Origin of the sequence: Streptomyces sp. PsTaAH-124 (assembly GCF_000373685.1) — a bacterium.
GTDB classification, from domain to species: domain Bacteria; phylum Actinomycetota; class Actinomycetes; order Streptomycetales; family Streptomycetaceae; genus Streptomyces; species Streptomyces andamanensis.
Genome location: NZ_KB892207.1, coordinates 161,585 through 184,339, shown reverse-complemented (window position 1 = coordinate 184,339; position 22,755 = coordinate 161,585). Strand labels below are relative to the sequence as shown.

The 22,755-nt window shown below is 76.0% G+C and carries 20 protein-coding genes; 8 read left to right on the top strand and 12 right to left on the bottom strand.

Annotation, left to right across the window (positions count from 1 at the left end; all coding sequences use genetic code 11):
• Positions 1-105: 105 nt before the first annotated feature.
• Positions 106-1,263: a WD40/YVTN/BNR-like repeat-containing protein gene (locus tag B086_RS0134505; RefSeq protein WP_078531281.1), complete on the bottom strand. Its 1,158-nt coding sequence runs from the start codon at positions 1,261-1,263 to the stop codon at positions 106-108.
• A gap of 159 nt (positions 1,264-1,422) precedes the next feature.
• Complete coding sequence (locus tag B086_RS0134500; RefSeq protein WP_078531280.1) at positions 1,423-3,165, bottom strand: acyl-CoA dehydrogenase family protein; 1,743 nt, start codon at positions 3,163-3,165, stop codon at positions 1,423-1,425.
• A 70-nt stretch (positions 3,166-3,235) separates the two neighbouring features.
• On the opposite strand from B086_RS0134500, the gene B086_RS0134495 reads away from it, so the two are divergent.
• The 3 genes from B086_RS0134495 (at position 3,236) to B086_RS0134480 (ending at position 9,698) form a co-directional block, all read left to right on the top strand.
• A complete protein-coding gene (locus tag B086_RS0134495) occupies positions 3,236-3,985 on the top strand; it encodes a PaaX family transcriptional regulator C-terminal domain-containing protein (protein ID WP_018571000.1) in 750 nt (249 codons plus the stop codon).
• 209 nt (positions 3,986-4,194) lie between these two features.
• The gene (locus B086_RS45800) at positions 4,195-5,355 is read left to right on the top strand and encodes a hypothetical protein (RefSeq protein WP_018570999.1); all 1,161 of its coding nucleotides are present in this window, start codon (positions 4,195-4,197) and stop codon (positions 5,353-5,355) included.
• A 17-nt stretch (positions 5,356-5,372) separates the two neighbouring features.
• Positions 5,373-9,698, top strand: a complete 4,326-nt coding sequence (locus B086_RS0134480; protein ID WP_018570998.1) for a cation-translocating P-type ATPase — start codon at positions 5,373-5,375, stop codon at positions 9,696-9,698.
• Between the two features lie 95 nt (positions 9,699-9,793).
• On the opposite strand, the gene B086_RS0134475 is transcribed toward B086_RS0134480, so the two are convergent.
• Entirely contained in the window at positions 9,794-10,873 is a 1,080-nt protein-coding gene (locus B086_RS0134475; protein ID WP_018570997.1) for an NADH:flavin oxidoreductase/NADH oxidase, read from the bottom strand.
• A gap of 89 nt (positions 10,874-10,962) precedes the next feature.
• On the opposite strand from B086_RS0134475, the gene B086_RS0134470 reads away from it, so the two are divergent.
• A complete protein-coding gene (locus tag B086_RS0134470) occupies positions 10,963-11,358 on the top strand; it encodes an ArsR/SmtB family transcription factor (RefSeq protein WP_018570996.1) in 396 nt (131 codons plus the stop codon).
• Between the two features lie 60 nt (positions 11,359-11,418).
• Here B086_RS0134470 and B086_RS41500 read toward each other — a convergent pair whose 3' ends face one another.
• Complete coding sequence (locus tag B086_RS41500; RefSeq protein ID WP_018570995.1) at positions 11,419-12,156, bottom strand: TetR/AcrR family transcriptional regulator; 738 nt, start codon at positions 12,154-12,156, stop codon at positions 11,419-11,421.
• Positions 12,157-12,299: 143 nt separating this feature from the next.
• Entirely contained in the window at positions 12,300-13,037 is a 738-nt protein-coding gene (locus B086_RS0134460) for an NAD(P)-dependent oxidoreductase (protein ID WP_018570994.1), read from the bottom strand.
• A gap of 113 nt (positions 13,038-13,150) precedes the next feature.
• Here B086_RS0134460 and B086_RS0134455 point away from each other — a divergent pair, with 113 nt between their 5' ends.
• Positions 13,151-13,798: a TetR family transcriptional regulator gene (locus B086_RS0134455; RefSeq protein WP_018570993.1), complete on the top strand. Its 648-nt coding sequence runs from the start codon at positions 13,151-13,153 to the stop codon at positions 13,796-13,798.
• A gap of 19 nt (positions 13,799-13,817) precedes the next feature.
• Here the strand turns inward: B086_RS0134455 and B086_RS0134450 are convergent, their stop codons facing one another.
• The 4 genes from B086_RS0134450 to B086_RS0134435 all read right to left on the bottom strand — a co-directional run bounded on the left by B086_RS0134450 (position 13,818) and on the right by B086_RS0134435 (position 17,168).
• Positions 13,818-14,555: an HAD family hydrolase gene (locus B086_RS0134450; protein WP_018570992.1), complete on the bottom strand. Its 738-nt coding sequence runs from the start codon at positions 14,553-14,555 to the stop codon at positions 13,818-13,820.
• A gap of 15 nt (positions 14,556-14,570) precedes the next feature.
• The gene (locus tag B086_RS41495; protein ID WP_078531279.1) at positions 14,571-15,293 is read right to left on the bottom strand and encodes a phosphatase PAP2 family protein; all 723 of its coding nucleotides are present in this window, start codon (positions 15,291-15,293) and stop codon (positions 14,571-14,573) included.
• Positions 15,294-15,482: 189 nt separating this feature from the next.
• Positions 15,483-16,418: a M56 family metallopeptidase gene (locus B086_RS0134440; RefSeq protein ID WP_018570990.1), complete on the bottom strand. Its 936-nt coding sequence runs from the start codon at positions 16,416-16,418 to the stop codon at positions 15,483-15,485.
• Between the two features lie 132 nt (positions 16,419-16,550).
• Positions 16,551-17,168, bottom strand: a complete 618-nt coding sequence (locus B086_RS0134435) for a DUF5134 domain-containing protein (RefSeq protein ID WP_018570989.1) — start codon at positions 17,166-17,168, stop codon at positions 16,551-16,553.
• 318 nt (positions 17,169-17,486) lie between these two features.
• Here B086_RS0134435 and B086_RS0134430 point away from each other — a divergent pair, with 318 nt between their 5' ends.
• Together B086_RS0134430 and B086_RS0134425 are read left to right on the top strand one after the other, a co-directional pair.
• Entirely contained in the window at positions 17,487-19,109 is a 1,623-nt protein-coding gene (locus B086_RS0134430; protein WP_018570988.1) for an FUSC family protein, read from the top strand.
• Positions 19,110-19,390: 281 nt separating this feature from the next.
• Positions 19,391-19,882 carry a MarR family winged helix-turn-helix transcriptional regulator gene (locus tag B086_RS0134425; protein ID WP_234029430.1) on the top strand — a complete coding sequence of 164 codons (492 nt, stop codon included), beginning with the start codon at positions 19,391-19,393 and terminating at the stop codon, positions 19,880-19,882.
• Between the two features lie 131 nt (positions 19,883-20,013).
• Here the strand turns inward: B086_RS0134425 and B086_RS0134420 are convergent, their stop codons facing one another.
• On the bottom strand, positions 20,014-20,817 hold the full coding sequence (locus tag B086_RS0134420; RefSeq protein WP_018570986.1) for a VOC family protein: 804 nt from the start codon (positions 20,815-20,817) through the stop codon (positions 20,014-20,016).
• Positions 20,818-20,954: 137 nt separating this feature from the next.
• Entirely contained in the window at positions 20,955-21,347 is a 393-nt protein-coding gene (locus B086_RS0134415) for a VOC family protein (protein ID WP_018570985.1), read from the bottom strand.
• A gap of 71 nt (positions 21,348-21,418) precedes the next feature.
• On the opposite strand from B086_RS0134415, the gene B086_RS0134410 reads away from it, so the two are divergent.
• Positions 21,419-21,958, top strand: a complete 540-nt coding sequence (locus B086_RS0134410) for a GNAT family N-acetyltransferase (protein WP_018570984.1) — start codon at positions 21,419-21,421, stop codon at positions 21,956-21,958.
• 8 nt (positions 21,959-21,966) lie between these two features.
• On the opposite strand, the gene B086_RS0134405 is transcribed toward B086_RS0134410, so the two are convergent.
• On the bottom strand, positions 21,967-22,650 hold the full coding sequence (locus B086_RS0134405; protein ID WP_026253072.1) for a glycerophosphodiester phosphodiesterase: 684 nt from the start codon (positions 22,648-22,650) through the stop codon (positions 21,967-21,969).
• Between the last annotated feature and the right edge of the window lie 105 nt (positions 22,651-22,755).

The following is a 22,755-nucleotide window of genomic DNA, read 5'->3' as shown; positions in this document are numbered from 1 at the left end:
CGGCACGTCAGCAGCATCGGGGGACAGGACCCCCGCACCTTCGGACAGAGCCCGCACCACGCACCCCCGTTCCTCGTCCCGCTCGTCCCGCCCCGCCCCCGCGCCTCAGCCGATCACCGCCGCGCGGACGCACAGCACGTCCGGCAGGTGCGAGGCCAGTTGCGTCCAGCTGTCGCCGTCGTCGGCCGAGGCGTACACCTCGCCGTTGCGGTTGCCGAAGTACACGCCCGCCGGGTCGGCGTCGTCGGTGCACAGCGCGTCGCGCAGCACGGTCCCGTAGTGGTCCTGCTGCGGCAGCCCGGCCGAGAGCGGCTCCCAGCTCCGCCCGGCGTCCGCCGTACGGAACACCCGGCAGCGGTGTCCGGCGGGCACCCGGTCCGCGTCCGCGTTGATCGGGAACACGTACGCCGTGCCGCCGCGGCGCGGGTGGGCGGCCGCCGCGAAGCCGAAGGTGGAGGGCAGGCCCTCGCCGATGTCCGTCCAGTGGCCGCCGCCGTCGTCGCTGCGGTACACGCCCCAGTGGTTCTGGAGGTAGAGCCGGTCCGGGTCGGCCGGGTCCTGGGCGACCTTGTGGACGCACTGGCCGAACTCGGGATCGGGGTCCGGCAGGAACACGGCGGACACCCCGGAGTTGGCCGGCGCCCAGCTCGCCCCGCCGTCGGCCGTGCGGAACACCCCGGCGGTGGAGACGGCGACCGTGACGGCCTTCGGGTCGCGCCGGTCCGTGACCACGGTGTGCAGGCCCTCACCGCCGCCGCCGGGCACCCAGCGGGAGCGGGTGGGATGCTCCCACAGCGGCCGGACCAGCGCGAAGCTCTCGCCGCGGTCCTCGGAGCGGTACAGCGCGGCCGGTTCCGTGCCCGCGTACACCACGTCCGGTTCCGCGGCGGCCGGGTGCAGCTGCCACACCCGCTCCAGCGACGCGCCGGTGTCCCGGGGGAACCGCACCGCGGGCCGGGCCGGCTCGGTCCAGCCCCGGCCCAGGTCGTCGGAGTGGAAGACGGACGGCCCCCAGTGCGCGCTGTCCCCGGCGGCCAGCAGCCGCGGGACCGCGCTCCTGGTGTCGACGGCGACCGCGTACACCGCCTGCGCGTTGAAGTGGGGGCGGTCGCCGAACTCCCAGACGCCGCCCCGCCGCCGCCCGATGAACAGACCCTTGCGGGTGCCCACCGCGAGCAGTACCTCGGTCATGCCGGTCACCTCCGCGACACATCGGCCCAAAACGCCGTCGTCCCAGGCACCGGCCAGTCTGCACCCCACCACTGACAGTCACCTTCGCGGCGACGTCACCCCAGGTCACACCGGCCTGGTCGGCCACGGGGCGAGGCGGGCGGGCCGGTGCGGCGGGGGGCGGGGTGCAGGCGCGCGCCGCGGCGGTGCCGGAGTCGCCCGGCACGCGACTGCGGCACCGCCGTCAGTGGCTCACCCGAAGCCCGGCAGCGCCCGTCCCAGGATCGCGCCGAGGCCGGCGGTGTCCGGCAGCGTGCCGAAGGAGTGGCCCCAGTCCCCGCCCAGCCGCGTGGCGCAGAACGCGTCGGCCACCGCGGACGGGGCGTGCCGGACCAGCAGGGACGCCTGGAGGGTCAGCGCCATCAGCTCCACCAGCCGGCGCGCGCCCACCGGGGACGCCTGGCCCAGCCCCTGCCGGAGCCGGGTCACGGCCGCGTCCAGCCGGGTGTCGGCGCCGCGCGCGAGGGCGAGTTCGGCGAAGAGCGCCTCGGCGGCGCCGGGCTCGCGCTCCAGGGCCCGCAGCACGTCGAGCGCGTTGACGTTGCCGGAGCCCTCCCAGATCGAGAGCAGCGGCGCCTCCCGGTAGTGCCGGGGCATGCCGGACTCCTCGACGTAGCCGTTGCCGCCGAGGCACTCCAGGGCCTCCGCGGTGAAGGCCGGGCCCCGCTTGGTGACCCAGTACTTGCCGACGGCGGTGGCGATGCGCCGGAACGCGGCCTCCTCCGCAGCCCGCGGGCCGCCCCGCACCGCACGGTCCGCGGCGCCCGCGAGCCGCAGCGTGAGCGTCGTCGCGGCCTCCGACTCCAGCGCCAGGTCGGCCAGCACATTGCGCATCAGCGGCTGATCGGCGAGCAGCGCGCCGAAGGCCCTGCGGTGCCGGGTGTGGTGACCGGCCTCCACGAGGGTCTTGCGCATCAGGGCCGCCGACATCATCACGCAGTCCAGACGGGTGCAGTTGACCATCTCGATGATCGTCCGGACGCCCCGCCCCTCGGGGCCGACCGCCCAGGCCACCGTCCCGTCGAACTCCGGTTCGCACGAGGCGTTGGACCGGTTGCCCAGCTTGTCCTTGAGCCGCTGGATCCGGAAGGCGTTGCGGGTGCCGTCCGGCAGGACGCGCGGCACCAGGAAGCAGGTCAGACCGCCCGGCGCCTGCGCGAGCACCAGGAAGAGGTCGCACATGGGAGCCGAGGTGAACCACTTGTGCCCGCGCAGCGTGTACACGCCGGGCTCGGCGGTCGGTGCGGCCGTCGTCGTGTTCGTACGCACGTCCGAGCCGCCCTGCTTCTCGGTCATGCCCATCCCGGCCAGCAGACCCGCCTTGCCGGCCGGTGCCCGCAGGCCCGGCTCGTAGACCCGGCCGGTCAGCAGCGGTTCGTAGACCGCGGCCAGTTCGGGCTGGGCCCGCAGGGCGGGTACGGCCGCGTACGTCATCGACGTCGGGCAGCCGTGTCCGGCGTCGGTGTGCCCCCACACCAGCCCGCCCGCCGTGCGCGCCACATGGGCGCCGGGCCGGTCGTCCGCCCAGGGCGCGCCCGCCAGGCCCTCGGCGACCGCGGTCCCGATCAGCTGGTGCCAGGCCGGGTGGAAGTCGACCTCGTCGACCCGGTGCCCGTAGCGGTCGTGGGTGCGCAGCTCCGGCTCCTGGCGGTTGGCGAGCTCCGCCCACTCCTGCGCCTGGTCGCTTCCGGCCCGCGCCCCGAGCCGCCGCACGTCCTCCTCGGCCCATCCGGCGCCCTCCCGGTGCAGCCCCTCCAGCAGCGCCACGTCGTCCGACGCGTCGTAGGGGGTCAGGGGAGGGGGCTGGTTCGTCACGTCGTGGGTCGCGTACGGGCCGGAGGCCGGGGGTGTCGGCGCTGTCGGATCTATCGGGAATGCCGGGGGTGTCGGCGGCGTCGTCCGGGCGTTCGATGCGTGTGCGAGTGTCGAGGCCATGACGCAGTGTTGCACTATCTGTTCAGTCGCAGCAATAGTGCAACATGAACGGTCCGTACAGTACGTGACCATGAACGCCTCCCAGGAGCCCGCCCCGCTCGACCTGCGTCCGCTCTCCGCGCGGTCCGTCGTCCTGAGCCTCCTGCTGGGCACCCACCCGCCCGAGCTGCCGGTGAAGGACCTCGTGCGGGCCGTCGAACCCTTCGGCGTCGGCGGATCGACTCTGCGCGCCGCGCTCAGCCGCATGGTGGCCGCCGGTGATCTGCGGCGCGCGGACGGCGTGCACGGTCTCAGCGACCGGCTGCTGGAACGCCAGCGGCGCCAGGACGCGGCCGTGCATCCGCTGACCCGCTCCTGGGACGGCACATGGGAGACGGCCGTCGTGACCGCGACCGGCCGCGGACCGGCCGAACGCGCCGAACTCCGTGCCCGGCTGACCGCCCTCCGCCTCGCCGAACTGCGCGAGGGCGTATGGCTGCGGCCCGCCAACCTGCGCCGCCCCTGGCCCGGCGCCCTCGACGGCGTGGTCCGGCGCTTCACCGCCCGGCCAGAGGAGGACGCCCGCGGCCTGGCCGCCGGTCTGTGGCCGCTCGACGCCTGGGCGGCCACCGCCCGCGCGCTGCTCGCCCATGTGGCGGAAGCGGACCGCCCGGCCGACCGCTTCACCGCCCTGGCGGCCGTCGTACGGCATCTGCTGGACGATCCCGTCCTGCCCGCCGCGCTGCTGCCCGCCCACTGGCCGGGTGCGGAACTGCGCGCCGCCTACACGCGACGGCAGCGGGAACTGACCGAGGAGGTGCTGGGCGGCACCGGGCGGTGACCCCCGCTCCGCTTCCTCCCTCCGGCACCGTCTTCTGTTCTTCGCCGCCGGTCGCCCTCCTGAGGACCCCCGTGACTTCCCGAGGACCCCTGTGGCCCGGTCCCGGTGGCGCGTGCGCGGGCCCTGGAGTTCCCTGGGTAGGGCGGGTACCGGCACGGTCGCGGGCACCCGGCGGGCACGGACGCGATCTCACGCGGGCGAGGAGAGTCATGGCTGAGCAGAAGTCGTCGGTCCTCATGCTGCCCGTGCACGGCGCCACCTCGTTGCTGGGCAAGGTGCCCGGCGCCGGGACCCTGGGCAGGGCCGCGCAGGGCACGCTGCGCAGGATCGGCGCCGTGTCGCCGAAGGGACGGCGGCTCGCGGTCTACACGGGAGCCGGAGTGCTCGGCGTCGCCGGGGTGGTGGAGTGGCCGGTGGCGGTCACCGGTGCCGCGGTCGCCTGGCTCACCCGGCCCCGGCCGGAGCACACCGGACAGGCCGGCACCGCCGGGGACCACGCGAAGGGCGCGCGGCGCGCCGCCGCCGGGTCGTCCGGCACGCGGGCCGCCCGCGCCACGGCCCGCCGCACACCGCGCAGGCAGCACCCCGACGACCGGCCCCCCTCGTCCTCGGGGCGGCCGGAGGTCTCCGGGGGCCGGGGTCCGAGCAGGTCCGCGCTGGCGAAGAGCACGACCGCCAAGGCATCGGCCACGGCGGCGTCCGCCGTCAATGTGAGCACCGGCCGGGCAGCCGCGGCCAGGACGACCGCGGCCAAGACGACCGCGGCCAAGACGACCGCCGCCAGGACGACTGCCGCCGGGAAGGCCGCCAAGAAGGTGGGCGAAGCGCCCGCGACCGGAGCCGGGAAGCCCGCGGCCAAGGCCGGGAAACCGGCGAGCGGGACGCCCGCCGCCAGGACGGTGAAGGCCGGGACGACCGCGGCCACGACACCGGCCGCCGAGGCACCCGCGGCGAAGACCACCGCGCCCAAGTCCGCGAAGGCCACGGCTGCCACGGGCCGCACCGCCTCCGGCCGGGCGGGCGCGGCCCGGCCCGCCGCGAGCAAGTCCTCGGCGGGCAACACGGCCACGCGCAGGGCGACCACCGCCGCCCGCAAGGCGACGGCCTCCGGGGCCCCGGCGGCGGAGCCCGCGGCCGTCAGGTCCCCGAAGGCCGCCAAGACAGCGAAGGCCGCCAAGACAGCGAAGGCGGTCAAGGCAGCCAAAGCTGTCAAGGCGGTCGAGGCGGTTGAAGCCGCCAGGAGTGCCAGAGCCACGAAGGCCACGAAGGCCACCCCCGCCGAAGCCGCCGCGGGCAAGCAGGCCAAGGGGAAGGCCGCCTCCGCCGGCCGGCTCGGTCCGACGGCGCGGCCCGGCCGCACCACCCTCTGACGGCGCGAAGGCACACGATGCTCGCTCTGCTCACGGCTCCCTCGGCCGTCGTACGGCTGCTGCCGAAGGCACCCGCTCTGCTGGCCCAGGCGTCCGCACGGGCGGCCGCCCCGGCGATCGGCGCGGCCGCCGGGGCACTGGCCGGAACCGCGCGCGCGGGCGTGCGCGGCGCGGACTCGGCGGCACGGGTCGTGCGCGTCGCCCGCAACGCGCTGCCCGGCGCACGCGACCACTGGCGCTCCGGCGCACGCGCCCATCTGGCGCTGCGCGCCGCCGACCCCGAACAGGTGCGCCGGGCGGGTGGCAGGGAGCACCTGGCGCGCCGGGTGGCCGCCGCCCTCGCCGAGCGGCCCGACGTGCTCTTCGCGTACTGGGACCAGGGACTGGCGCGGCTGGTCGTCACCGTGACGGAGGACGAGGCGGCCCAACGGGTCGTGGACCGGGCGGCCGATCTCGCCGCCCGGCACGGACTGGTCCTCCAGGGCGGCGACCCCGAGGAACCGGCGCACCCGGCCGACCCCGCCGGGGTACGGGCCGCCACCGCGACACTGGCCGCCGACGCGCTCGGCATCGCGGCCGGTGTCACCGCCTCCGTACTGCGGCTGCCGCCCTCGCCCCGCCTGGCGACCGCCGCGGTGACGCTGCTGCGGGAGAACCCCCGGGCGCGCGCCTGGCTGCGGGCCCGGCTGGGCCCCGCCCGCACGGACTTCGTGCTGGCCTGCGCGAACGCCGCCGTCCACGGGGCCGGACAGACGCCCACCGCGCTGCTGCTCGACGGCGCGCTGCGCGCCTGCCAGCTCACCGAGACCGTGGCACGCGCCGCCGCCTTCGACACGGTGCACGACGAGCTGTGCTCGCCCGGCCGGGCCGGTGCCGCCCTCGACCCGGCGTCCCGCCCCCCGCTGCGGGAGTCGCCCGCCCAGGAGTACGCCCGGCACGCCTCGGCGGGCAGCCTGGTGGGCGCGGCCGTGACCCTGCTGGTCAAGCACGACGGCGCCGAGGCCGCCGAGGCGCTCCTCGCCGGTTCCCCCAAGGCCGCGCGGTACGGCCCCGCCGCCTTCCACGCCGTGCTCGGCACGGCGCTGGCCAGGACCGGTGTCCTGGTCCGCGACCCGGAGCGGCTGCGGACGCTGGAGATGGCGGGCACCGTCGTCCTGCACCCGAGCGCGCTGCGCACCGCGCGGGGCGACGCCGACCCCTGGGCCGAACCCGTGCTGGACGCCGCCCGCCGCGCCGGACTCCGGGTGATCGTCATGGACGATCCGGCCCTGGAGGACGTCACCCCGCTCGCGGACCAGGTGGTGGACGCCCGGCGGCCCCTGGACGACGTGGTGTACGGGCTGCGCGCCGAGGAGGACGCGGGCGTGGTGGTCACGGTCGCCCGTGCCGCGTCCGCCGACGACCAGGACGTCCTGGCCGGTCTCGGCGGCAGCGATGTCGCCGTGGCCCTCACCGACCACGGCGGTGCCGTCGTCTGGGGCGCCGACGTACTGGCCCTGCACGGGCTGTGCGACGTCTGGCGGCTGCTGAGCGCGGTCCCCGTCGCGCGCACGGTGGGCCGCCGGGCGCAGACCCTGGCCCGCTCCGGCGCCGCGCTGTCCGGTCTCCTCGTCGCCGTCGGCGAGTCGCGCCGCCGCAGGGGGCGGCTGTCCGTGCTGCCCGGTCTGCGGCACGCGCCGGTCGACCTGAGCGCCGCCGCCGCCCTGTTCTCCGGGACCCGGGCCGCCCTCGGCGTGGCGTTCGCCCGCGCCCCGCATCCACGCGCGCGCGTGCACTGGCACGAACTGGGCTCGGACGAGGCCAGGGAGCGGCTGGAGCACGAGGAGCGGGACGAACCGGGCCCGCTGGCACGGGCCGTCGGCGGGGTGCGCCGGGCGGCGGGCGGCGCCGTACGGCATCCCGCGCTCGCCCCGGCCCGCTGGACGTTCGCACTGGGCCGGGCCGTACGCGGCGAGCTGCGCGACCCGCTCACCCCCGTCCTCGCGGTCGGCTCGGCGGCCTCCGCCATCCTCGGCTCTGTGATGGACGCGCTGCTGGTCGTCGGCGCCCTCGACCTGAACGCCCTGGTCGGCGGCGTCCAGCGGCTGCGCGCCGAACGGGCCCTGTCGGGGCTGCTCGCCGACCAGAAGCGCAAGGCACGGCTCGCGCCGCCGCCCGCCGAGGCACCGGCCGGGGGTACCCGCACCGTCGAGGCGGGCAAGCTGCGGCCGGGCGACGTCATCGAACTCATGGCGGACGACGTGGTGCCCGCCGACGCCCGGCTGCTGTGGGAAGAGGGCCTGGAGGTCGACGAGTCCGCGCTGACCGGTGAGTCGCTGCCGGTGCAGAAGCAGCTCGCGCCGACCCCGCACGCCGTCGTCTCCGACCGGTTCTGCATGGTCTTCGAGGGCACGACGGTGGTGGCGGGCCAGGCCCGCGCGGTGGTGGTGGACACCGGTGAGCGCACCGAGGCCGCCCGCGCCGTGCACCTCGCCGCCCGCACCCCGCCCGCGGCCGGTGTGCAGGCCCGGCTCCAGGAACTCACCCGCGAGGCGCTGCCGTTGACGCTGACCGGCGGAGCCGCGGTGACCGGTCTCGCGCTGCTGCGCGGCACCCCGGTGCGGGAAGCGGTCAGCGGCGGTGTGGCCGTGGCCGTGGCCGCCGTCCCCGAGGGGCTGCCGCTGGTGGCCACCGTCGCGCAGCTCGCCGCGGCCCGTCGGCTCAGCCGGTACGGCGTGCTGGTGCGCACCCCGCGCACCCTGGAGGCGCTCGGCCGGATGGACACCCTCTGCTTCGACAAGACGGGCACGCTCACCGAGAACCGCCTGCGGCTGGTGCGCGTCGGTGACGCGGACGGCGGGATCCACCCGGTGGGCGACGCGGCCTGCGCCGCCACGGTGCGCGCGGCGGCCCGTGCCTGCCCGCGCGGCAACGGCGGCTCGGGACGGCCGGTGCACGCCACCGACGAGGCGGTCCTCGACGCGGCCGGACCCGACCCGGACTGGAACCAGCTCGAAGGGCTCGACTTCGAGGCCGGGCGCGGCTACGCGGCGGCCGTCGGCCGGACCGGGGACGGCCCGCGCACGCTCGTCGTCAAGGGCGCCCCGGAGACGGTCCTGCCCGCCTGCGCGGGGCTGCCCGCGCACGCCTTCGGCGCGGCGCAGTCGCTGGCCGGAGACGGACTGCGGGTGCTCGCGGTCGCCCAGCGGCGCCTCGCCGAGGACGAGCAGGAGACGGACGTACTGGAACGGCCGCCGGGCGACCTGGAGTTCACCGGTCTGCTCGCGCTGTCGGACGTGCCGCGCGAGACCTCCACCGCCCTGGTGAGCGGCCTGTACGAAGAGGGCGTACGCCCGGTCATGCTCACCGGGGACCATCCGCAGACCGCCCGCGCCATCGCCACCGAACTGGGCTGGCCGCAGGACACGGTCGTGGTCACCGGCGACGAACTGGCCGCCGCCGACCGCTCCGCCCGCGCCCGGATGCTGCGCGACGCGGGCGTGGTGGCCCGGGTGGCGCCGGAGCAGAAGCTCCAGGTGGTGGAGGCGCTGCGGGACGCCGGCCGGGTGGTGGGCATGGTGGGCGACGGCGCCAACGACGCGGCGGCGATCCGGGCCGCCGACATCGGGGTGGGCATCAACGCCCGGGGCTCGGCCGCCGCGCGCAACGCCGCCGACATCGTCCTCACCGCCGACGACCTCACCGTCCTGATCCACGCGATCGGCGAGGGCAGGGCCCTGTGGCACAGCGTCGCCGACGCCATCGCCATCCTGATCGGCGGGAACGCGGGCGAGGTCGGCTTCGGCATCCTCGGCACGCTGGTGTCGGGCCGTGCGCCCCTGTCCACCCGGCAGATGCTCATGGTGAACCTGTTCACCGACCTGTTCCCGGCGATGGCGGTGGCGGTGACCCCGAAGGGCGACGCCGGGGCGGCGCGGGCCGCCTCGCCCGAGGACGCGGCCGGCGGGGTGCTCGGGGGACCGCTCGTCCGGCAGATCCGCCACCGTGCGCTGACGACCTGCCTGGGCGCGCTCACCGCCTGGCTGATCGGGCGGTTCACCCCGGGCACCGCCCGCCGTTCCGGCACGATGGCCCTGTGCGGGGTGGTCGGTACCCAGCTCGCCCAGACCCTGCTGGACCGCCGGGACAGTCCGCTGGTGCGGCTCACGTCCGTCGGCTCGGCCGCCGCCCTCGTCGCCGTGGTGCAGACGCCGGGCGTCAGCCATCTCTTCGGCTGCACCCCGCTGGGCCCGGCCGCCTGGGCCGGGGTCGCCGCCGCCATCGCCCTGGCCCTCGCGGGCCAGCGGGCGCTGCCCCGGCTGGAGGACACGGTGCGCCGCCTGCTGCCGGCCGGGGCCGTCTGACCACGCGCCGTGCCCCGCGGTGTGCCACGCGCCCTGCTCCGCGGACGGCGAGCGGGCCGCCGGGACAGTCCCCGGCGGCCCGCTCGCGCCATCGTTCAGACGGACCGGTGGTACTGGTCCGGCACATGCACCGGGGCGGCCAGCTCGCGGGCCGCCTGCCGGGCCCAGGACGGGCTGCGCAGCAGCTCGCGGCCGAGGAGCACCGCGTCCGCCTCGCCGTTGGCGACGATCTTCTCCGCCTGCTCCACCTCGGTGATCAGGCCGACCGCGGCCACCGGCATCGGCGTCCCGGCCTTCACCCGGGCCGCGAACGGCACCTGGTAGCCGGGGCCGACCGGGATACGGGCGGCGGAGGCGTTGCCGCCGGTGGAGACGTCCAGCAGATCGATGCCGTGGGCGTGCAGCTCGGCGGCGAGGCGGACCGTCTCGTCGGCCGTCCAGCCGCTCTCCTCCAGCCAGTCGGTCGCGGAGATGCGGAAGAACAGCGGCTTGTCCTCGGGCCACACCGCCCGCACCGCGTCGACGACCTCCAGCGCGAAGCGCACCCGGTTCTCGTACGAGCCGCCGTAGGCGTCGGTGCGGTGGTTGGAGTGCGGCGACAGGAACTCGTGGATCAGGTAGCCGTGGGCGCCGTGCAGCTCGGCGATCTCGAAACCGGCGGCCAGGGCCCGGCGTGCCGCCGCGGCGAACTGGCCGACGATCTCCTGGATCTGCCCGACGCTCAGCTCGTCCGGGACCGGGTGCCCTTCGGCGAAGGGCACCGGGCTGGGCGCGACCGGCTGCCAGCCGTGCGCCTCGGGCCCGAGCGGCGCCCCGCCCTTCCACGGCCGCTCGGTCGACGCCTTGCGCCCGCTGTGCGCGAGCTGGATCGCCGGTACGGTGCCCTGGTCGCGCAGGAAGCCGGTGATCCGGCGGAACGCCTCGACCTGGGCGTCGTTCCAGATGCCGAGGTCGTAGGGGGAGATCCGGCCCTCGGGCGAGACGGCGGTGGCCTCGACGACGATCAGTCCCGTGCCGCCGGCCGCGCGCGCCGCGTAGTGGGCGAAGTGCCAGTCGTTCGGCACGCCGGTCGCCGGGCCCTCGGGCGCGGCCGAGTACTGGCACATCGGAGGCATCCAGACCCGGTTGGGGATCGTCACTTCGCGCAGGGTGAAGGGCTCGAAGAGCGCGCTCACGGCGGACTCCATTCGTCGCGGGACAGGGGCAGGCTTGTACGGTAACGCTCGTAGTACGGCGACTGTCAAACTACGACGTGCATCGTAGGATGGACAGCCCGTACGAAGTGGAGCCGCACGTGACCGCCACCGCCCCCGTTCCCGCCGCCGGCAGCCGCGACCTTCCGCATCCCGAGCGGGCGGAGATCCGTCTGGAGGGCGTGCTGCACGCGCTGTCCGAGCCCCTGCGGCTACAGGTCGTGCGGAAACTCGCCGCCGAGGGAGAGGAGCTGTCCTGTTCGCACTTCGACCTGCCCGTCACCAAGTCGACCACCACGCACCACTTCCGGGTGCTGCGTGAGGCGGGCGTCATCCGGCAGATCTACCGCGGCACGGCCAAGATGAACGGCCTGCGCCGCGACGACCTCGACCACCTGTTCCCCGGCCTGCTCGACACCCTGCTCGACGCCGCCGCCCGCCAGGACGCCCGCCTCACCTCGGCCTGAGCGCTCTCCGCGCGCTGCGGAGCCGCTCCGGGCGCCCGGAGCCGGGCCGTCCGCGCGGTCTCACTCCGGACGGTCCGGGAAGGGCTCCGGCCTTTCCGGGTACGGCTCCGGCTGATCCGGGTGCGGCCCCGGCCGCTCCGCCGGGGGCCGTCCGGTGGCGAAGAAGCGGGAGACGTCCGTGCCGCAGGGGCCGCCGGTCGCACAGGCGTCCGGGGGCAGACCGAGGCCCCGGTCGAGCCGGTACCGCTCGAACAGCTCCGCGCGCAGCAGCGGCACGGGCATGGGCGCGCCGGGCACCAGCGCCGCGTAGACCGCGCCCATCAGCAGTGCGCGCAGCATCGGGTAGTCGGTGTCGGCGTTCGCCGAGCCGTGCCGGAGCACGGTGTCCCGCAGCAGGTGCGACAGGCGCTGCTGCTCGGGGCACTGCACGAAGCCCTCGGCCTGGAGGATCCCCGCCATGTGGTGGCGCATGAGGACGGGCCGGTCGCGGGCCAGGCCCAGGATCGCGTCGATGGCCCGCGCCATCCGCTCCGCGCCGTCCTCGGTGCGCGGCTCGCGCTCCAGTGCCTCCTCCAGTGTGCGGTGCATCAGGCGGTGCACCGCGGACTGGACCAGCTGCCGCTTGCCGGGGAAGTAGTACGAGACCAGACCGCGTGCGGAACCCGCGCGGTCGGCGATGTCCCCGAGCGTCGTCGCGTCGTAGCCGCGCTCGCCCACCAGTTCCACGGCCGCCTGGAGGAGCCGTTCCCGGGAACGCCGTCGCAACTCTTCATTGACCGAGGCGCTGCGCGGGGACATCCTGTAACTCCTGCGTTGACTGGCTGCCAGCCAACTATACTCAACGCCAGCACGCCGCCCCCTTCCCGGGGTGCGGTCGGGCTGCCGCCCGTCTCGGGCGACGCGGGGGATCGTCCGAGACGGGCACACCTTCGCCCCATTGGTTACCTGGGGCTACTTTCCGGGGCCCGCTCCTCCGGCCGCCCGGCACCGGCGTTCTTCCGGATCTCGCGCCAGATCATGCGGGGCACGCTCGGCCGCACCCGCGTGGTCGCCACCCCCATGGCGCGGCGCGAGAACCGGTCCTCGGACACCTGGGCGAGCATGCTCGCGGCCAGGTCGGAGCGGGCCGTGAAGACACCGTCCGCACTGTCCTCGGCGAGCAGGTACGGCGTGGGCCCGGGATGGTCGAACAGACCCGAGGGGCGCACGATCGTCCAGTCCGTGCGGCTCGCGCGCACCACCTCCTCCATCCGCCGCATGTCCTCGTGCGCGGCGCGGGCGATCACCCGGTTGACGTACGGATCGAGGACGTTGTTGAAGAAGAACGCCCCGCTCGGCCGCCAGCCGGGATCCAGGACGCTGGAACTGACGACCAGCAGCCGTCCGACCCCGTGCCGTTCCACGGCGGCGGTCAGATGGCGGGCCGCCGTCGAGTAGAGGGTGACGGGACCCTTTCCGGGCGGGACGCCCAGCGCGGAGAGGACCGCGTCCTGACCGGCGACCACGTCGGCGACGGCCTCCGCGTCCCGGGCGTCCGCCGCGGTCACGGTCAGCCCCTCGCGGGCGGCGACGGCCCGCGGCCTGCGGGTCACCGCGGTGACCTCGTGCCCGGCGGCGAGGGCCTGGGCGAGCAGTTCGCGGCCGGTGGGGCCGCCGGCTCCGAAGACGGCGATACGCATGGGGATCTCCTCGGTGAGCGATCTCGGTGAGTGAGGGTGACGGGCGCCGGGCCGCTCGAAGGGCGTCCGGACGCCTTGACAGTGCCGTCCGGGCGGGCCGATATTCAACGCTGATGAATAAAACCCGTGGCCGCCCGCGCGGCCGGCCCGCCACCAGGACCCGGATCGCCGAGGAGGCGCGCGCCCTCTTCCTCGCCCGCGGCTACCAGGGCACGACGCTGCGCGCCGTCGCCGCCGCGGCGGACGTCGACGTCGCCCTCATCGGCTACCACTTCGGTTCGAAGCAGGGCCTGTTCGGTGAGGCGATGAATATCGACTGCGGCCGCTCGACCGCCGTCGCCCGCGCCCTGGAGGGCGATCCGGCGCACCTGGCGGAACGGCTCGTCGACGCCGTGACGGCGCTCTGGGAGGAACCGGACGAGGGCGGCGCCGCCGGATTCGCGGCCCTGGAACCGGTGGCGATGCGCGACGAGGACGTCATGCGGGTGTTCCGGGAGTTCCTGGAGCGCGAGGTGCTCGGCCGGATCGCCGCGCACCTCGGCGGCCGGTACGCCACCGAGCGGGCCACGGCGGCGGTGGCGGTGCTCGGCGGCCTGATCTTCACCCGCTATCTGAACCCGCTGGGACCCGTCGCCGCCCTGGACGCCGCCGCCGTACGGCGCATCCTCGCCCCGCCCCTGCGGGCGGCCCTGTACGGCGGCCCGGCCCCGGCCGCCGCCCCCGTGCGCCCGCGGCCCGCACCTCTGCCGCGCACGGCCTGATCCGGCCGCCCCGGCGTGCTCAGTCCGTCCGGTCGTGCGCCGGGGCGGCCGGATCGGCCGGGGCGCGGCGGGGCACCAGGCCGAGCACCGGGAGCAGCGCGTCCGGGCGCTCCGCGACGGGCAGGTGGTCCACGAAGTGCACCGCGCAGCCCAGCGCCGCGGCGCCGCCGTCGGCCTCGCGGCTGTCGCCCACCATCAGCACGTCCCGCGGCCGCGCGCCGAGCGCGGCGCAGGCCGTGGCGAACAGCCGTGGATCCGGCTTCTGGACGCCGTGCTCGTACGACAGGACGTACGTGCCGATGTAGGCGTCCAGGCCGTGCGCGCGGAACACCGGGCGCAGGTCCCAGCCGATGTTGCTCACCACGCCCACCCCGATGCCGCGCTCGCGCAGGGTGCGCAGCACCTCGCGCGCGTCCGGGTACGGAGCCCAGGCGGCCGGTGTCATGTGCCGTTCGTACAGGGCGTCGTGCAGCGCGGGGTCGGGCAGGGGCACCAGGCGGGACATGGCGGTGTAGGCGGCCCGGTGCTGGGCGGCGCTGCGGTCCCTGACACCCCACAGCCCGGCCAGTTCCGCCGGGACCCGGACGGGCGGCGGGCCGCCCGGCAGCGCGCCCGCCTCCTCCAGGCCGCGGACGGCCTCGGCCAACTCCCGCTCGCCGAGGGTCTGACGGGACTCCGCCAGCACCGCGCGCAGCCAGGACTCGGCGGACTCGGCGCGGAAGAGGGTCCCGGAGAAGTCGAACAGCACAGTGGTCATGAGGGTGATCCTCGCTCAATCCCCGCGCGCGGGAAACCTGTTGGGGACGGCGCAGGCCGCCGCGACCACGGCGGCGCCGAGCAGCCAGCCGCCGAGGACGTCCGAGGGCCAGTGGACGCCCAGCCAGACGCGCGTCAGGCCGACCCCCGCCACCGAGAGCACGGCCAGGGCCACGGCGGCGCTCCACGGCCCGCGCCCGGCGCCGTACTGGTGAAGCAGCCGGAGGAACAGCCCGCAGACCACGGTCGCGGTCATCACGTGGCCCGACGGGAAGGACGTGTACGCGGCGGAGTCCACCGGATCGGGCCAGACCGGCCGGTCCCGGCCCAGGGCCGCCTTCAGGCCCTGTTGCAGCAGGGTGCCCAGCGCGCAGGTGCCCACCAGCCACGCCGCCGTCCGCCAGGCGGCGGCCCGCCGTACGAGCCACACCGCGACCACCGCGCACAGCAGGCGCAGGGTGAGCGGGTCCCACACCCAGTCGGTGAGGACGCGGCAGGCGCGGGTGATCCCGGGCTCGGCGACCGCCCGGCGGTGTGCGGCACGGGCCACGGCGCCGTCGAACGCGGTCAGGGGCCGCCACCGCAGGGCGACCAGCACCGCCGGTACCGCGCCGCACAGGCCCAGCACGGCCGCGAGGCGCACGGCCGCGGCCCGCCGGGCCGGGGGACGGCGGGACGGGTGCGGGGGGCGCGGGGAGCGTGGCGAGGGGGCAGGGGAGGGGGTGGGGGTGGGACGCATGACGCGATACTGGCCGCCCGGCGGCCGGTGAAACACCGGGCCGCCCGATGCGCCGCAAGTCCGCGCGCGGCAGGGCCGGTGGCAGGGTGGGGGCCGGGCGCGGGCGCAGGGCGCCTGGTACTGCGTGTAGTAGGACCCGTTGGGGGTGTGGGGGCCGGGCGCGGGCGCAGGGCGCTGGTCGCGCGGGCGTCAGCTCAAGGCACGCAGCCCCGGTACCAGGGTCACCAGGACCGGAACCACCGGCACCAGCGCCGCCACGGCCGTCAGGCGCAGCCGGTGGGCGGCGGTGAGCCGGTCCGGCGGAGTGAGCAGCCGGTGCACCCGCTGGGGCACCTGGCCCCGCGGGGCGGGACAGGGGCCGAAGACGCCCCGGTCCTCGTTGAGCTCGACCAGGGCCAGAGCAGTGGTCAGCCGGCCGAAGCGGCGCGAGGCCATGTCGTCGGCGGCGAGTTCCACCAGGCGGTGCATCTCGTCCCGGAACGCGGCGAACACCGGTACCTGCGGAAAGCCGTCCGCCAGCGCCGCCGAACAGTGCAGCAGCCAGTCGTGACGGGCCCGCGCATGACCCTGCTCATGAGCGAGCACGGCGTCCAGCTGCCGCCCCTTCAGACGGCGCAGCGCGGCGGTCGTGACGACCAGGCGGGGTGACGCGCCGGGCAGCCACCAGGCCTCCGGCCGCTCGCCCTCCAGGACGACGAGCCGGCCCGTTCCGCTCTGCTCGCCGGGCAGCAGCGGTGCGCGGACGAGCAGTTCGGCCCGCCGGTGACGGCGCCGTGTCCGGGCCCGTACGATCTCGCGGACCAGCATCGCGGCGCTCCACACCCCACCGCAGGCGAGGGCCACCGCGGTCGTCGGCGCCCAGGCACCGGCCGCGCCCAGCGCGTACGCCTCCACCACCGCGCTGGGCGCCGTGGCGAACACATGACCGCGCACCTGCTGCCACGCCGCGGCGGCGCTGAGCGTCATCGACAGCGCGCAGCACAGCAGGACGGCGGCCACCACGCACTGCCAGACCCACAGGGCGACCACCGGTTCCCGGTCCGGCCAGTCGGCTCGGGCGAGGAGCCGGGGCGCGGCGACGGCGAACAGCGCGCCGATCAGCAACAGGACCGCGGGGACCATCATGCGAGCACCCTATTGAGCGGGCGGCCGCTCAGGGGGCGGCTCACGCGGCAAAGTGACGCAGGCCACGGAGCCGGACGGCCGGTGCCCACGCCCCGGCCGCACATCGCCAGGTCGGTGCTCCGCGCCCCGGTCTCACATCGTCAGCAGCATCGCCACCATCGCCATCCCCATCGACAGGCGGCAGGCGCGCGCCAGTTCGGGACGGTCGCCCCACCCCGGGCCGCCGGGCGCCCCGGAGCCGTGGCCGGTGCCTGCGCCGGTGACGGCTCCGGGGCCCGTGCGTATGCCCGTGCCCTGGGGGCCCGCCACGGCCGGGACCAGACGGGCGCCGCCGAGCAGGACGTATCCGGCGAAGTACAGCAGCAGGGCGCCGGTGAGGAGGGGGACGCCGGAGCTGCCGTGGGCGTGGTGGTGCCCCTGGGGGGCGGCGGCCATGGCCAGCGACATGTAGACCATCGCGGACGTCCCCACCAGGTGGTGCAGATGGTGCTGCGGGCCGGTCCGCGCCGCCCACAGGGCGCGCAGCGCCGCGACGCCGAAGACCGCCGCGTAGACCGGCCATGCCCAGGCGGGCGGGGTGAACACCGCGGCGGGCACGGCCATGGCGGCCATGCCGAAGCCCATCACCGCCTCACCGCCGGCCGAGCGGCGCTGCTCCTGGTCGGGGCTGCGCATGCGCAGCAGACAGTAGGCGCCGGTCGCCGCGCACAGCGCGACCAGCAGCCAGCCGGGCGAAGCCGGTGCGTGCACCCGCCCACCTCCCCCTCGAAGGTCCGGACCGCGGTTCGGCGGCCTTCCGCTCGGTCAAGCGATGCCCGGGGCACACGGTGCGCACACGAGCGCAAGGAGGTACGGGGGGAGCGTGTCCGGGAGCGCGCACGCCGGATGAGCGATCCTCCCGTCATATGCTTTACAGGTAAAACACCTGTTAATATTGTCTCCATGAGCAGTGCGAACCCTTCCCCCGACCCGAACCGCACCCCCGCGCCCGCCCCCACCGCCCCAGCCCCAGCCCCGGCTTCGGCCACCGTCCCGGGCCGGAGCGCCCGGCGGCTCCCGCTCACCGGCGTGCTGCGGCTCGGCCGTCCGTCCGACATCTGGTTCAAACCTGCACTCAGCTCGGTCGTCTCCGTCGCGCCGCCGAATCTCACGCTGCTCGCGCTCGGCCGGCTCGACCTGGCCATGTACACCATGGCCGGATCGCTGTGCGCCCTGTACGCCCACAACCGCCCCTACGCCGCCCGCGCCCGGGTGCTGGCCTGGGTGGTGCTCGGCATGGTCGGCGGCCTCGCCCTCTCCCTGGTCACCGCGTCGCTCACCCGCGACCCCGTCGTCCTGGTCGCGGTCGGCGCGCTCATGGCCGCCGCGCAGAAGGCCCTGTGCGACGCGACCCGGGTGGGCCCGCCCGGCAATGTGGTCCTGACCTTCATCAGCTCCGCGTCCCTGTTCGCCCCGCAGACCCTCGGCCAGGTCCCCGCCCATCTGGCGCTCGCCCTCGCCGCCGCGGCCTGGGCCTGGCTGGTCTGCATGGCGCCCGGCCTGCTGCGCCCGCACGGCCCGGAGCGCCGGGCCACCGCGCAGGCGCTGAACGCCGCCGCCGCGTACGCCGCCACCCGCGGCACCGGGGACGGCCACGCCCGCCTGCGCGCCGCGGCGGCCGCCGCCGTGCAGACCGCCTGGCAGGCGCTGCCGGTCACCGGGGCGCGGGCCGCCTCCCGGCGGGATCTCGCCCGGCTCGTCATCCGGGCCGAGGTCGCCCTCGCCGCGCCCGCCGACGCCGACCCGGAGCGGCTGCGGACCTGGGCGCGCGAGCTGTGCGGCCGCGGTACGGTCCCGCAGGCCGGTGAGACGGCGGCGGCCACCGACGAACTCCTCGGTGTCCAGGCCGAGGCCGGCGCCCCCCACCTCCCCTGGTGGAGCCGGCTCGGCCCGCTCGCCCCCATCGCCGCGCGGACCGCGCTCGGCTGCGCGCTCGCCGGATACGCCTCCCTGGCCCTGGGCATCGGCCGCCCCTACTGGGCGCTGGTCACCGCCGCCTCCCTCTACCAGGCCAATGTCACGCTCACCTGGAGCCGCGGGGTGCAGCGGGTCGTCGGCAACCTCGTCGGCGTCCTCGTCTTCGCCGCGCTCGTCCCGCTCGCCCACACGGGCGGCCTGGCCCTCGTCCTGGTCTGCGTGGCCCTCAACTTCGGCGCCGAGGCGCTGATGGGCCGCAACTACTGGCTCGGCAGCATCTGCGTGACCCCCATGGCGCTGCTCGTCACCGAGTTCGCCGGACAGCGTCCGGCGGGGGAGCTGATGACCGAGCGGGCCGTGGACACCGTCGTCGGCGCCCTGGTCGGCTTCGTGGCCGCCGTCGCCGTCACCAACCGCCGGGCGGGGGACCGGATCGGAGACGCGCTGACCGCCGTGGACCGGGCCCGTGAGCGGGCCGCGCGCCTGCTCGCCGAATCGCGGCCCGACCGGGCGGCCCTGGAGTCCGCCCGCCGGTCCCTGGCCGCCGCGCTGGTCGAACTGCGCGCCACCGCCGACGCCGCGGCCGGGGAGTGGTGGCAGCGCGCGCTGCCCCAGGAGCGGGTCGTGCTCACCGAGCAGTCCGCACACCGTACGCTCGCCGCGACGGTACGACGCCTGGGGCTGCACGCCCCGGTGACGAGCACGGGCAGGACGACGGAGGACGCACGGCCATGACGGCGAGCAACGGACGACCGGTACCCACGGCGACGGGGGCCGGGGACACGCCCCACGGCCGGGAGCACCCGGACTCCACCGGACGGACGGACTCCATCGGACCGGCGGATCCCACCGGGCGGACGGACCCACCGGTGCCGGAGCGGCACCCGGCGCCGCAGGAGCACCCGGAGCCGTCCGCCGGGCCACCGGCCGTCCCGCCCGCCGATCAGGCTGCCGCTCCAGCGGCGGACGCGGCAGCCGCCGCTGGCGCCGCTGCCGAACCCGCCCGAGACGACACCGTGGCCGGTGTCGTCCGGCAGTGGCGGACCGTCCACCCCGAGCTGGACACGGCCCCGATGGAGATCATCGGCCGTATCAACCGCTGCTCCGCGCTCCTCCAGCAGGCGGAGGACGCCCCCCTGCGCCGGGCGGGGCTGAGCCGCCCCGAGTTCGACCTGCTGGGCGCGCTGCGCCGGACCGGCCACGAACTGACCCCGAGCGAGCTGGCCCGCGAGACCTTCTCCTCGGGGGCGGCCGTGACCAAGCGGCTCAAACAGCTCACCGAACGCGGCCTGGTCGAGCGGCGCGGCGACACCCGTGACCGCCGCGTCGCCCATCTGCGCCTCACGGAGGCCGGCCGGGACCTGGTGGACGGCCTGCTGCCGGACCAGCTGGCCTACGAGAGGACCGTGCTCGCCGGGCTGGACACCGCAGGCCGCGGCGATCTGGCCGCACTGTTGTGCGAACTCCTCACCCGCCTGGAGGGCCGCCCCGGCGCCGCCCGCTTCTGAGCCCGCCGCACACCGCCGCACCGGCTTCCGCCCCCCACCCGTTCCCGCACCCGGCAGCCCCGGTCGCCCGGCAGCCCCGGTCGCCCGGCTGCCCCCGCGACCGCCCCGGCCGTGCGCGGCCTGCCGCCGCCTCAGCCCCCGGAGGCGGTCCCGGTCCCGGTCTCCTCGTCGGTCCCGTCCTCGGTCTGGTAGACGCCGAGGGCCGCGCCCTGCGGGTCGCACAGGACGGCCATGCGGGGCCCGTGCGGGACCGAGACCGGCTCCTGGAGGAGGCGGGCACCCGCGCGGGCCGCGACCTCGGCGGTGGCGTCGACGTCCTCGGCCGCGAAGTAGGGCAGCCACTGCGGCGGCACATCGGAGGGGAAGCGCTCGTGCAGCGCGGTCACCCCGCCGAAGTCCATGCCGTGCATGCCCCACTGCGTGTACCACTCCGAGGCGTTGACGCTCCAGCCGAACACACCGGTGTAGAAGTCCCGGGCCCGCTTGACGTCCCGGGTCGCCAGCTCGACCCAGCCCAGCGCGCCGGGCCGGTTGAACACTCCGGCACCGGCGAACTCCTTGGCCTGCCAGAGCTGGAAGGCGGCGCCGGACGGGTCGAGGGCCACCGTGCGGCGGCCCTCGTCGAAGATGTCCATCGGGCCCCGGATCACCGTGCCCCCGGCGTCCGCCACCCGGTTCGTGGCCGCGTCGTCGTCGGCGACGGCGAACGAGACGTTCCAGGCGACCGGCTGGGTGGGCCGGAACAGCGGGCCGATCCCGGCCACCGCCGCGTCCCCCAGGCGCGCGACGGTGTAGCCCCGCAGCTCGGGCCGGGGGTCCGGCGCGGCGCAGTGCCAGCCGAACACCTCGCCGTAGAACCGCTTGGCCGCCTCCAGATCGCTGGTCCCCAGCTCCGCCCAGCAGGGGCCGCCGATCACCGGCTTGTCGAACTCCATGGCACTCCTCCGGGAAGGCTCGCCCCCACCACCAGAACGCTATCCCCGGTCACCGACGGTGGCCAGCGGGAGCCGTACGGCCGGGGACGGCCGGGGACGGCCTGGGGCGCCGCGGGGCACCGGGGCGGGTGTCCGGCTCAGATGCCCGGCCGGTAGCGCAGCGGGTGCTCGGCGGGGACCTCGACGAGCACGACGGGCACGCCGTCCGGATCGGCGATCCACATCTCGATCAGCCCCCACGGCTCGCGCACCGGCGGCCGGACGATCTCCACCCCCGCCGCCCGCAGTTCGGCGTGGGCGGCGGCCAGGTCCTCGACCTGGAGCCACAGCCGCACGGCGGTGGACGGCGGCACGTCGGAGCGCCCCGACAGTTCCAGGAAGCCGCCCCCGAGGAAGTACACGGTGCCGCGCTCGGGGCCGGTACCGAACTCACGGTGGACGGCGAGGCCCAGCCGCTCGCCGTAGAAGACGCGGGAACGCTCGGGGTCCGTGGGCCGGATCAGTACCCGGCTGCTGAGTACATGCACCATGCGGCGCACCCTAGCCACAGAGATACCCTCGGTGCTGCCCCACCGCGCCCGAGATCCCGAGAGGCCCCTCCATGGACACCGCCGCCACCGCACCGGTCTTCCGCGACGCCACCGACGCCGACGTCGAGGCCCTGGTGGCACTGATCGAGTCGGCGTACCGGGGCGACGCCAGCCGGGCCGGGTGGACCACCGAGGCCGACATCCTGCACGGGCAGCGCACCGACCCCCAGGGCGTGCTGGACGTGATCGAGTCGCCCGACAGCAGGCTGCTGACGGTGGAGCGGGACGGCCGCATGGTCGCCTGCTGCCAGCTGGAGCACCGCGGAGACCACGCCTACTTCGGCATGTTCGCGGTCAGTCCGGCCCTCCAGGGCGCGGGCCTCGGCAAGCTGATCATCGCGGAGGCGGAGCGGCAGGTCCGCGAGGTGTGGGGCGTCACGGAGATGCACATGACGGTGATCTCGGTGCGCGAGGACCTGATCGCCTGGTACGAGCGGCGCGGCTACCGCCGTACGGGACGGATGAGCCCCTTCCCGTACGGCGACGAGCGCTTCGGGGTGCCGCAGCGCGACGACCTCCGCTTCGAGCTGCTGGTCAAGCCGCTCGGGTAGCGGGCGCGCTATGCGGTGAAGCGGCCGGTGCGCTTGATCTCCGGGAAGTCGGTGGTCGCGCCGTCCAGCTCCAGGGCGCGGACCAGGCGGAGGTGGTCGGTGGTGTTCACCACCCAGCCGATGATCCGCAGGTCGGCCGCGCGGGCGTGCTCGACGACCTCCAGGGTGAGCCTGCGGATGTTCAGCACGAGGGTGCCCGCGCCGGCCGCGACCGAGCGTTCGACGACCTCGGTGCCGTAGTGGTCGGCGACCAGCGCGGTGCGGACGCCGGGGACCAGCCGGGTGATCTCGCGGAGGGCCTCGTCGTGGAAGGACAGCACCTCGACCCGGGCGACCAGGTCGCGGCGGCGCATCACCTCCGCGAGCGCCTTCGCCGCCGCCGCGTCCTTGATCTCGGCCTGCAACGGCGCCCGAACGGCGTCGAGCACCTCCTCGAACAGCGGGATCCGCTCGCCGCGGCCCGCGTCCAGCGCGCGCAGTTCGGCCAGGGTCTTGTCGGCGATCGGACCGCTGCCGTCCGTGGTGCGGTCCACGTCGGCGTCGTGCATGACGACGAGGGCGCCGTCCTTGCTCAGGTGCAGATCGAGTTCGATGGCGTCGAGGCCGGCCTGCTGGGCGGCGACGAACGAACGGAGGGTGTTCTCGGGCTCCACACCCATGATCCCGCGGTGACCGATGGTAAGGAAGTTCAAGGTTCAACTCGCTTCCGTCGACGGCGGCTCGGCTCGCCCGCGGACCTCAGGGACCTCGTCGTCCACGCGGCAGTGCCGCAGCCTAACGGTCCGGAGTCGGGTTGA

Bases quoted from the DNA above. Each gene is read 5' to 3' on its own strand.
- B086_RS0134500 (WP_078531280.1), bottom strand. From the start codon at position 3,165: ATGGCCTCGACACTCGCACACGCATCGAACGCCCGGACGACGCCGCCG.
- B086_RS0134495 (WP_018571000.1), top strand. From the start codon at position 3,236: ATGAACGCCTCCCAGGAGCCCGCCCCGCTCGACCTGCGTCCGCTCTCC.
- B086_RS45800 (WP_018570999.1), top strand. From the start codon at position 4,195: ATGGCTGAGCAGAAGTCGTCGGTCCTCATGCTGCCCGTGCACGGCGCC.
- B086_RS0134480 (WP_018570998.1), top strand. From the start codon at position 5,373: ATGCTCGCTCTGCTCACGGCTCCCTCGGCCGTCGTACGGCTGCTGCCG.
- B086_RS0134470 (WP_018570996.1), top strand. From the start codon at position 10,963: ATGGACAGCCCGTACGAAGTGGAGCCGCACGTGACCGCCACCGCCCCC.
- B086_RS41500 (WP_018570995.1), bottom strand. From the start codon at position 12,156: ATGTCCCCGCGCAGCGCCTCGGTCAATGAAGAGTTGCGACGGCGTTCC.
- B086_RS0134460 (WP_018570994.1), bottom strand. From the start codon at position 13,037: ATGCGTATCGCCGTCTTCGGAGCCGGCGGCCCCACCGGCCGCGAACTG.
- B086_RS0134455 (WP_018570993.1), top strand. From the start codon at position 13,151: ATGAATAAAACCCGTGGCCGCCCGCGCGGCCGGCCCGCCACCAGGACC.
- B086_RS0134450 (WP_018570992.1), bottom strand. From the start codon at position 14,555: ATGACCACTGTGCTGTTCGACTTCTCCGGGACCCTCTTCCGCGCCGAG.
- B086_RS41495 (WP_078531279.1), bottom strand. From the start codon at position 15,293: ATGCGTCCCACCCCCACCCCCTCCCCTGCCCCCTCGCCACGCTCCCCG.
- B086_RS0134440 (WP_018570990.1), bottom strand. From the start codon at position 16,418: ATGATGGTCCCCGCGGTCCTGTTGCTGATCGGCGCGCTGTTCGCCGTC.
- B086_RS0134420 (WP_018570986.1), bottom strand. From the start codon at position 20,817: ATGGAGTTCGACAAGCCGGTGATCGGCGGCCCCTGCTGGGCGGAGCTG.
- B086_RS0134415 (WP_018570985.1), bottom strand. From the start codon at position 21,347: ATGGTGCATGTACTCAGCAGCCGGGTACTGATCCGGCCCACGGACCCC.
- B086_RS0134410 (WP_018570984.1), top strand. From the start codon at position 21,419: ATGGACACCGCCGCCACCGCACCGGTCTTCCGCGACGCCACCGACGCC.